Raw genomic sequence first — 3,286 nt, forward strand, 5'->3', positions numbered from 1 at the left:
TCGATGAACGACACCAGCACCTCTGAGCCGACGCGCGGCAGATGGTGCGCGCCCCAGTTCGGCCCGGCCATCGCTTGTAGCCGTGGGGCTGTCCAGTTCTTTAGAGCTTCGGTGCAGTCTGATCAACGTCCCATTGCCAGAATGTCGAGCCGTAACTGCTGCCATCGATGACGGGCATGACCTCACCGGCTTTGAAGTAACGTCGGCTGCCCACCTTGGCCGGAGTGAGCCACCAGCCCGCTTGAGGACAGGGTTCGCCGCCTGGTATACGGGTTGAACGCGAACCGATGCCCTGCGCTTTCGATGCGCCGAGCTTGAGATTTTCCAGCGAATGACTGGCCCTCGCCCAGTCCGCAAGATCCTTTGGGTACAGAAGATGATTGCGGAAAGTGCTGTCGTCGATGCCGTTGATCACGCAGACGGCGGCCGCTTCGAAGGACCAATAGCCGTAGTAGGGCATGTACTCGCCTTCGACTGCATGCAGGTGCCCGTTGTGCCAAGGGGCGCCCTCGAAGCTCTTGTACCAGCCCTCCAGATACTCCTTGACCTTGGCGCTGGCCTCTTTGGGTGTTTCGACGGTGTAGAAAGCGTCGATCAGCGGATCGTAGGGCGCGAGGTGATAGAAATCCGTGTTGTCGCGCGGATCGGGTACTGCGGGTGCCAGCAGAGACTCGAACAGCAAATCGGTACCGCGCTCTTGTCGCAACCAGAGGGCACATTGGCGCAATGCATCGCCATCGCCAAGCAATACGCCCAGACTCACCACATCGAGGGCAAGTTGATAGTCGAGCAAGTTTTCAAAGTCCAACGGCGTGCCGTCGTCGCGCAAGTCGTCACCGGACTCTTCCGCTAGCACCTTGATATAGACCCGATACGCGGCATGCCACTCCCCCAGGGCTTTGATTGCATCGGCATAGAGGGGAGCGAGTTGATCGATGGGCCAACCGGCTGTGTAGTGGAGTTTGAGGAGGTTGAGCTTGTCTTGAAAAATACTGCGTTGCCCATTCGCCCCCCCCGCGGAGATAACGCCCGTTTCCTTGATACCTGCAAGCGAGGCATTCGTCAGCATTGCGAGGAAGTTGATGTTCAGCGAGAAATATGTTTCGGGCAGAAACTTCTGCCTGCGCTTGGCGCGAAATTCGTCAGCAGTCATGGTTTGTTTGTGTTTTGTGTAATGGGGCGGCGCATCGCCGCTTCCCGGATTTATTTGCTGGGCTTGTTTGCCTTCGTCGGCTTGTTGCCTGTGGGCGCTTCGGACGATTGCTTGGCGTTCTTGACCGCGCGGGCGCGTTCACGTGCCCTCACGACCGCATCAATGGCAGCCGCCTCCCACTGTTTCGTGATGCCATGTTCCGGATGCGGGTGAACCGCGGCCTCCGGTTTGCCCATGTGGATGTCGGTCAGCGCTTGTCCGTGGGCGAGGGCACCGTCCGATTCAAAAGTGACGAGCACAACCCTGCGATTGCGTGGTGTTCGGAGTGCCGCGTTTGCTGCAGCGGGAAGGCCCTCGCGTGTCGCTCGATCTCGCACCCAGTCCTCCGACATCTGCACCGTCCTGAACTGCACTCCGCGCTTATCGCTGCTGTCGCTCAACAGGTAGTACAACAACTGCTGATCTTCACTCATGCTCTTGACTGTGGCGCTGCCTCTCTTGTCCACATTCGCCTTGATCGCAAAGATGCTCTCGCGGGCCTTGGCTTCGGTCACCGTGTAGCTGCCGCCGTGCTGCCACACTGCATCTATCCCTGACTGGTTCACTTTGGGTAGGTCGCTCAGGCTCAGATTCACCGGCCGCTTGTCCACGTTGAGCTTTCTGACGGTCTCGGGTTTCCAACTGCCCTTGGGCTTGTCGTGCGGCCAGGTACCGCCCAAGCGCTCGAGTTCGTAATAGTCGACCATGTGCTCGCCCACCAGACCCTTTTCCTGATTGGCCAGACTGGAGAACGCCTTGCGCGTGAGCTGCGTCGCCACATGAAGCGGCCCGCCCCCCCTCTTGGTATCGGTCTCGGTGCGCCCGCCGACCTTCTTTTCCGTCTGACGCGCCGACACCCTGCCCTGGGGGCGAAGTTCCGCCGCGTTATGCCCCGTCTTGGGCCGCGTACCCGGCGTAGCAGATGCAGCCACTGCGCGCTCTCCCGCAGCCATGACGATGGCCGCGGCCTGCTCGCCCAGCAGGTCTTCCAGAAACTCGCGTATCTCCTTGCTGGCGCGCTGCAGTGGGGCCCGAATCTGGCCACGCATCTGCTTCAGGCCCGGCAGGAGCTCCTTGGCCAGTCTTTGCACCGGATCGGGAATGAGCCAGTCCTTCCAGCCGGTCGCCGTAGAAACGAACTCCAGCAACTCGATGCAGGAAGCCATGGCAACGTCGACCTGTTGGATCGCCGCATTGCTGCGCGCAACCCATTTACCCAAGAGTTCGTGACGTATCCATTTGATGGCGCCGCCCTTGCCCAGCCCCAGAAGCCCTTCGACGGCCTGCAGGCCGCTGTGGACTGCGCCCTTGACTGCGCGACGCTCTTTCCACAAAGGCTTGAATACGGTTTTGAAAGCGCTGCCCACCTCCGGGATGGCACCGAATGCGGCAAAACCCAGGTTGACCAATTGATCCGCGCTGGCCTTGTCGAAGCCGCCTCGCTGATTGATCTTGAACAGCGTGCCGGTGATGTCGCGCGCATCCATCACCTGATCGAGTATGGGAATCAGGGAGATCAGCCCACCCACGATCTGCGCGCCGAAGTGCTGGTCTTCCTCGAAGTCCCCCAGCAGCAAGGTGCGAAAGAAACGCTCGACTTCACTACGCGTCCCGCTCATTCAAAATCTCCTGCTGTCGAGCCATCAAGCGGCGGCTCCGTGGCCAATGCTTTCTCAATCAAGGCTACGCCCTGAGCCTTTACATCTTTCTTCTGGAACTCGGCGTCGTCCTTGGCCAGCGGAGGCGCCTTCCAATCGCGCGCATCCTCGCCGTACTCGACACGGTAGCTGCCGTTGGGCACGCCGCGCAGCAACTTGTAGCCGTCCTGGTCCAGCGTACCTTGCAGCACGGCGCCGCTGTCGAAGGTCACCTTGTAGGTGGCCTGCACGACCGGCGTGAGATCGTCGTAGGTGTAGTGCAGCTCGAGGTCTGGTGACGGCTCCGTGAGCGTTCCAACGGGCAGATTCGGCAGTTCCGCCGGTGCGCCTCCAGGCCCCACGAAACTCTTGCTCGCCCCCTTCACATCCAAGAGCCCCGGCATCTTCAACGTGATGTTCATCCCATCCAGCTCGATGCTCGTCTGCCCGCCCTTGA

The 3,286-nt window shown here is 60.5% G+C and carries 2 protein-coding genes and 1 pseudogene; all 3 read right to left on the reverse strand.

Annotation, left to right across the window (positions count from 1 at the left end):
- Positions 1-100: 100 nt before the first annotated feature.
- The gene (locus RT97_RS27805; protein WP_052810776.1) at positions 101-1,153 is read right to left on the reverse strand and encodes a PoNe immunity protein domain-containing protein; all 1,053 of its coding nucleotides are present in this window, start codon (positions 1,151-1,153) and stop codon (positions 101-103) included.
- 50 nt (positions 1,154-1,203) lie between these two features.
- Positions 1,204-2,811, reverse strand: a complete 1,608-nt coding sequence (locus tag RT97_RS27810) for a hypothetical protein (RefSeq protein WP_042582094.1) — start codon at positions 2,809-2,811, stop codon at positions 1,204-1,206.
- Positions 2,808-3,286 (reverse strand): annotated as a pseudogene (locus tag RT97_RS27815) (hypothetical protein); the annotation flags it as partial. The gene RT97_RS27810 and the pseudogene RT97_RS27815, both read right to left, overlap by 4 nt.

It is taken from the genome of Variovorax paradoxus (assembly GCF_000834655.1).
Taxonomy (GTDB): Bacteria; Pseudomonadota; Gammaproteobacteria; order Burkholderiales; family Burkholderiaceae_C; genus Variovorax; species Variovorax paradoxus_F.